General features: G+C 35.2%; 3 protein-coding genes. All 3 read right to left on the minus strand.

Features of this window, described 5'->3' with window-relative positions; translation table 11 throughout:
• On the minus strand, positions 1-5,384 hold a 5,384-nt coding region (locus Q0L29_RS11140), incomplete at its 3' end, for a PAS domain S-box protein (RefSeq protein ID WP_296621662.1).
• Positions 5,385-5,531: 147 nt separating this feature from the next.
• Positions 5,532-6,806 (minus strand): hypothetical protein, encoded by a 1,275-nt coding sequence (locus Q0L29_RS11145; protein ID WP_296621665.1) that lies wholly within the window; start codon positions 6,804-6,806, stop codon positions 5,532-5,534.
• 57 nt (positions 6,807-6,863) lie between these two features.
• The coding region (locus Q0L29_RS11150; RefSeq protein WP_296621667.1) for a M48 family metallopeptidase at positions 6,864-7,844 on the minus strand (981 nt) is incomplete at its 5' end.

A 7,844-nucleotide genomic window follows, 5' to 3' on the forward strand; every position in this document is an offset into this window, starting at 1 on the left:
CCATTTAAGTTTTCAATTATTTTTTTAACGATTGCCAAGCCCATACCAGTACCTGAATATTCATTTTTATTATGAAGTCGTTGAAAAATATTGAAAATCTTCTCAAGATATTCCTCTTCAATACCAATACCATTGTCTTGAATGGAAAATTTCCATTCCGTTTTTAGCTCCTTTGCTTTGATAATAATTTTCGGAGGAATTTCTGGGTTTCTATATTTTAAGGAATTTGAAATTAAATTACTAAAAATTTGAACTAGCGGTGATAGATGACCTTTAATTTTAGGTAAATCTTTAAATTCAACATTAGCGCCCGACTCTTCAATTTGCTTTCTTTGCAACAAACAAACTTCATTGACTACTTCATTTAAATCAACCTCTGTTATTAGCTGTTCAGTTTTACCAATTTTAGAATAATCTAATAAATCTAAAATGATTTGACGCATTCTTTTTGCTCCATCAACAGCAAAATCTATGTATTGGTTAGCCTTTTCATCCAGTTGATCCCCATATTTTTTTTCTAATTGGGTTAAAAACCCAGAGACCATTCTTAAGGGTTCTTGCAAATCGTGGGAAGCCACATAAGCAAACTGTTCTAGTTCCGAATTGGAAATCTCCAAATCCCGCGCATGCTTCTCTAATGCTAAATTAGCTATTCTTATTTGTTCTTCTGCTTTTCTTTTCTCCGTTATATCTACAATGATGGCATCCCAAACAACGGTTCCATTTGGCTTTCCCATGGGGTTTCCAAAGCCTTCCTGCCAATAAATATTTCCATCAGGGTGTTGATACCTCCAAACTGCACGCCATCGGCTCAAATTTTTAGCTGATTTCAGTATTGTCTCTTTCATCTGAGGCATGTCCCCACCAGCTTCAATAAGTTTCCATATCTTATCAGTGCTTTCCATGCACTCTTCTGGAGTAAAGCCGAATATTTCTTCCGAACCTTTACTTACAAAATCTAGCAAGTCCGCCCCATTTGGTTTTAAATGATATTGAAAAATAACACCAGGAATATTGTTGGAAATATTCTCTAATCGGAGTTCTATCATCTTTCGGTCATTTACGTCTTGGAAACTGCCGTAAAGTCGAACACATTCACCATCTCTCATTTCAGCATTTCCAATCACCCTGACCCATTTTTCATTTCCTTTATAAGTAATGATAATGGCTTCAAGGTCAAATGCTTCTCCTTCTTGAATTGCATTTTCTACTGCTTTAGTTATTTTTCTTTGAAAATTTGGATGATAAAAGTTTATTCCTTCATCCAAGTTAGGAGTAAAATCATTAGGTACTTCGTGAATTTGTTTGGTCATGGGTGACCAGTAATTCTCACCTGTTAATTGATTTATTTCCCACCCTCCAACTTTCGCTAATTTAGTAGCGTTTTCAACTTTTTGTTGCAATTCTATCATTTCGGTCACATCTCTACCATAGGAGAATACAAATCCTTCTTGACCAAAAGGATCAGAAGAAAACCATGAAATCCATTTATAATTTCCATCTTTGGTTTTATAACGGTTGATAAAATTATTGGCATGCCGCTCGCCCGTAATAGTTTCACCAAACTCTTCAGTGGTTTCCTCTAAATCATCTGGATGAATAAAATCGATAAACGGCTGACTGGTAAGCTCTTCTTCAGTATATCCTAATAAATTACAAAAAGCAGGGTTAACTTTGACAAAGTTTCCATTTGGAGAGACAACAGCCAAGATTTCTGGTGCACTTTCAAAGAATAAGCTAAGTTCTTCTTCTTGTTGCTTACGCACTATTTCCGCCCCTAAATATTGTTTTAGACCATTATAGAACAGTACGTTTTGGTCATGTATTTTCAATTTGTCATCTGAAAACAGCACCATTACGCCAATGATTTTTTCGCGGTAAAAAAGTGGATAAGCAGTAGCAGATTTTAATTTAGCTTGTTTCGCCAATTTTTGTCGAATAAATGTCGAGCTTTCATCAATTTCATTCCAAACTTCATTTTTGAGCGTTTTCCAAACAGTCCCAGGTAATCCTTCTCCAAGTTGAAAGGTTTTTCCTGTGTTGTTATTATAAAAAATCTCTTTATCCCCACTTTTAGCATAAAAAGTTGAAAGGTGAAGTACTTGTTGGTTATGGCTCAACAACCAAATTTCTCCAGCCTGAAAACCTCCAAACTGACTCAAATATTTTATGCTTTTTTTCAGGACGTTATTTAAACTTTCATCTCTTTTAAAGAATTGAGAGAGTTCATATTGTATCTCTTGTTTTAATTGTTCCTGTTTGTATTGTGTTTGGTCACTTAAAGCACCTATCATTCTTAATGCTTGACCATTTTCATCACGTATTAAGTAACCAACTTCTTCCACATAAGCATATTGGTCGTTAACATCTTTAAACCTATATTCATAAGACCATTTGGATTCATCTGGATTTGCTAAGAACATATCTAGGTTTTGCAAGACTTCATCTTGGTCATCCGGATGCAACCAATTTGCCCAGTCTCTCAAGCCAAATTTATCTTCATTGATTTTGTGCCCAAAAACACGGGTTAAGCTATTTCCCCAATAAAAATGGTCTTCTATTACGTTCCAGTCATAAATAGCATTATTTGTAGCTTTGTTGATATATTCAAACCTTTCACTACTTTCCTGAATACTCTTTATATAAGCAAAGTTTTGAAGTACAATTGAAATTAGTCTGGCAGACCGCTCAAAAATATTTACTTCCAAATCCTTGGGTTCTTTGACCACATCATGGTAAATGGCGAAAGTGGCAATTACCTCTCCTTTATTGTTAAAAATAGGTTCTGACCAGCATGACCTAAAGCCATATTGCTCACCTAAATCTTTATAATTGGCCCAGCTTTCATCTTTAAATATATCTGCAACGATTACTTGTTGCTTTAAATACGCAGCTGTTCCGCAGGATCCTTGGTTTAAGCCAACTGGCAGATTTTCAATTTGATTTAAATATTCTGATGGTAATCCTGGAGAGCTGAGGTTTTTAAGTTTATTATTTTCAATTGAAATCGTAGAGCTTTTCATTCCTTGAAATAAGGGATCAATGCCTGATAAATACTTGTGCAGTATTTGATGAATAGGCTTGTCGGCTCTAATGCTTTCTTCCATCAATTCTTTTTCGAGCGCATCCAGTTTTTCGTTTAGATATTGTTGACTAATATCTTTTATAGCTCCCACTGCCCGAAGTGCCTTACCAATCTTATCTCTCAGGATGATTGCACGGTCTTCCACATGTGCATATTCTCCATTTTTTTTCTTAAAACGATAGCTTTCTTTCCATTCGTTAATTTTGGGGTCTTTAAGTGCAGTTGTAATGCTAGACTTAAAGCGTTCAAAATCTTCAGGATGAACTAATGAATCATGGAGCTCAATATTACTAAGTGTTTTTGAACCATTCACCCCATACTTCTTGAGATAACCATTCCCTAAAAACAATTCATCTTTAACAGCATCATAATCCCAGATGCTTTCTGAGCCCGCTTTCATTACTAGCTCCAGTCTTTCTTTTTTTTCTTTTAATTCCCTTTCGATTTTAATTCTTTCTGTTACATCCCTTGAATTAGCAACTATGCCTTGGACTGAAGGCTCATCAAATAAATTTGTAATTTGGGATTCCAGCCATCTCCACTCGCCCTCTTTATTTTTAAATCGAAAAGGAGATAATACTATATGCTTTTCTTTTTCTAGCTTTTCAAATTCTTTAATGGCCCACTTCTTATCTTCGGGGTGAATAAAGTCAAAAGCACTGTTGCCTATAAGTTCATGTGGTTCAATACCTAAAATAGTGGTGGAGGTGGGACTAACATATGTATAATTTCCTTCAAGATCTAATATTGCTATCAAATCACTACCTTCCTGAACTAAGGATCTAAACCTGCTCTCACTCTGCTTTAATTGTTCCTCTGCTTTTAATTTATCGGTGGCATCGCGAGCCACACAGTGCATTACGTTTTGCTCTTCATCCCAATGTGCAGACCAGACTACAGGTACAATATGTCCTTTTTTATGTATATACCTATTCTCAAAATTTCGGTATAGTTTCCCTTTTTCGATGTTTTTGGTTACTTCGGTAGTCAATTCTCTGTCTTCCTCATAAACAAAATTCATGAAAGGCTTTCCTTCAAGTTCTTCTGGTTCATAGCCCCATAACTGTTCGGATGATCTGCTGACCATTTGGAAAACTCCATATTTATCCATTGTACAAAGTGTATCCAGCGAACTATCAAGTACATGTTGTAGCTTTTGCTGACTTCTTTTAAGTGCAATATTGGCAGTATGGGTTTCTGTTACATTAAGTGAAGTTATAAATATGCCATTTACTTTATTGTCTTCTGATAAAATGGGTTTGAATTTCAGCTCATAATATCTTTTTTCTCCCTCTTGGGTAACTTTGAGAATAGCTTTGGCTTGCTTTTTATTCCAAACCTGCTTTATAATGGTATTTAATTCCTCTACTTGATCTTTTTTTGCTAATTGCGGGAGTTTAATTCCTTTTTTGAGGTTCTTTTTAAATAGTAAATTATAAGTTGATTTCATTTGATCATTATAGGAAACCACATTTAGCTCTTGGTCGATATACATGAAGGCCTCATCTGTATTGCTAATAAGTAATTCCAATTCATGTAAAAGATGAAGTCTTTTACTAATGTCCGTTCCCGTACCGAAAATGCAACGCTCCCCTTTGTATTGAATAGTTGAAGCAGTAAAATACAAAGGTACTTCACCACTATTTTTAGTAGTTAACCATGCTTCCAGTTCAGTATATCCATTTTCCAGAACTTCTTTAATGTGGTATTCAACCTTATCTTTTTCTTGACTATGATATAAATCCGATGGTGAAAGAGAGGCAATTTCATCATGATTATAGCCTGTAATTTCTTCCAACTGATTGTTCCATAATAAGTGTTCTCCTTTTTCATTGAAAAGGAAGAAGGCAGATGGTAGATTTCTTAATATGTCTTGAGTAAGTGTACTCTGTTCGACTATTTGTTCTTGTGCTTCTACGAAATCACTAATATCCTGAAATACCCCAATAAGTTTGATTGGATTTTTTTCATCATCATAGAATATATTGGCCTTTGAGCGAACATGAATAATATTTCCAGCTTTGGTGAGCAATCGTTTTTCAATGAAATATTCTTGATCATTTTGCAAAACATCTTCCAATAAGGCTGTAGCCCGCTCTCTATCATTTGGATAAATTACTTCTACTCCTTTTTCAAAACTCACTTCAAATTCTTGAGGTTCATAACCCAACATTTGAAAAACACCATCAGACCAGCTTAAATTATTTTCTACTAAATCTAACTCCCAAGTACCGGATTTGGTTAGAGATTCAACTTGTTCATGCAGTAATTTTAACTTATTAAATTCTAAAGCATCCATAAGAATTACATCATTGCGGGTAAATTATTAGGAGAAACTGAATGTTTAATGTACCAATAATATAATAAAAACTTAGCATTAATTAATAAAATATAGATAGACTCTTGGATAACAGACAGAAAAAAAACTACAGCCTTTTTTGATGCTTTATTCAGCACTGCTTGAATTTTTCATTTGAGCATGAAAATCGAGTATAAAAATGGCCATAACATAAAAAGGAACCATCACAATTCTATAACGAGAAAGTGTGCCGAAATTATAGGTGGAAATTCCAACTCCAAAAGCGAATATAATGGCAAAAATTAAACAAAAAAGAATAATAGGAGAGCGGATACTTTGAGTAATATGTATAAACTTATTCCTGTAGAAAAGCCGAATGGTTAATCCTAATAAAAACAATGCCTCCAGAGCGGAAAGCAGCATCAAAGGATTATTTACTTCCCATAAATAGGGGCGAAATAAGGATACATTGATGGCTTGAGGAGCTAATCGAACCATGCTTCCAAAAGTACCGTCTAGTTTCCCCAATGAGTAGCCCGAGCCAGCATCTTTTCCTGTCCAGTAGCGAATATCATAAGCAGTTACTTGAGCAGTTTCTGCTATTTGATCAAGCGCATATCGTTTATTGTCTTCTCCTGCTTTAAGTGCCACAAAATATGCCGTCCCACCTCCGATAATCAGCAAAAAAGGTGCTACCATGATCCTGGCCACTAGAGAGGAAATGTTTCCTATCCGGTAGAAAAAATACCACAAAATTAGAGCAGGCATTAAGCATAAAAAAATGTAAAGCTTGACAGATGTAATGATATAAATAGAGAGTAAAAAGAGCAGTATGTTCCAAAGCAGTTTCCTTCTTTCAAAGAAAATTTGAATAAATGAATAAACCAAAAACCCTGTAGCACCTAGGGTAACGGTATCTTTCAAAATTCCTGAGCCCCAGAAAAAAACAGTAGGAATAAAGAATATTGCAATGGCAAATTGAAGTTTTAATTCCGGGTATATGTTACAAAATGATTGATACATCATCCACAAACCCCAAAAAGAGAAAAATGCAAAAAATAAAGCTACTCCAGCATAAGAATTGTAGGTAAGAACCCCAAAAACAGAGGCTATTCTAACAATGAAATAAGAGGTGGTATCTCTATACATCCATATTTTAGAAGAGTATTTATAGGTTTCAGCATCAAATTCTCCATTTGCTGTCAGGAGTTTTAGTCCAGCCGAAAAGTTATCATAAAAAGCATCTACTATATGAGCAGCACCATGAGTATAATATGAAAAAGTATCCCCTCCACCATAGTAGAACTGATATATCAGGCCTACTCCTATGGCCCCAATCATTTTTAACAATAGCGCTGGGAAAAAATATTTTTTGGTTTCCTTATCGGCAGAAACTTCTCTTATTCCATACGCAAGAAACATAAGTACAAAGAAAACAGTGGGCGCTATAAGGAAATCAATTGGTTTCACGCCTTAAAACTACAAATCTTTCAACTTATCTTTTGCACTTTTAAAAACTGCTTGCTTCCTACCTGCTTTTTTCTTTGCCTTTTTATAATATACTTCGGCCAATTGGGGCTCGCCCTGCTTCTCTGCTATAATTCCAAGATGGTAGATGCTATAGAGGTAATATCCAGCCTCTTCTTCTCCTACACTTTCGGAAGAAATCATAGCCCTTTCATAATATTTTTTAGCTTCATCTAAATTCGCTTGCCTTTCATAGATCTGTCCAAGAAAAAAACCGGCATAACGACCAGATGTTCCGCCATATCCTGTTTTAGCACTGTCAATATTCTGAAATATCTCCAGACATTCTCTTTCTGAGTCTTCAATACGGCCGGCAGTATAAAGTAAGCGGGCATAAAAACGATGGAAATATGCATTTTGTGGATATGTTTCATGAAGGTACTCTGAAAGTTGTAATCCTTTTCTTAATTCTCCTTCATCCAAAGCCAAAATTCTCATTAGAAAATATTGGGCTTCTGTACGTGTATAAAATGCATTTTGGGCAACTTTAGTTAATTGCTCCACTCCCAATTTTTTATCACCATCCTCAAAAAATCTTAATACAGGTTTTAGAATTGGATAGTGTTCTGGTACCCATTCCACGTAATAATTATACAGACCATCTCCAAAAAGAAACTCCGGGCTTAAATTTTTATTGCCTTTGCTTTCTTCCATATAATTTAAGGCATTTCGAGCTTCAAAAGCAGCTTTAGTCCAGCTTTGATTCTCAGCATAAAACCGACCCTTAAAACCATGAATTGCGGCTAGAAAGAAAGTAGCCTCCATATTATCTTCATCTAGCTCTTTCATGAATTCAGCATAAAACAGTGCGGTATCCAAATAAGCAATCATTTTTTCATTATCAGGATAATGAGAGGGTTCGGGTAATATTTTCCACCACTCATTTAAGCCATACAAAAAATAGGGAAGTGGGTGGTTAGGGAATCGGTAACG

This window comes from Marivirga sp. (assembly GCF_024636815.1).
Classification (GTDB): domain Bacteria; phylum Bacteroidota; class Bacteroidia; order Cytophagales; family Cyclobacteriaceae; genus Marivirga.

Coding starts and splice junctions, on each gene's coding strand:
- Q0L29_RS11145 (WP_296621665.1), bottom strand. CDS start 6,806: ATGTTTCTTGCGTATGGAATAAGAGAAGTTTCTGCCGATAAGGAAACC.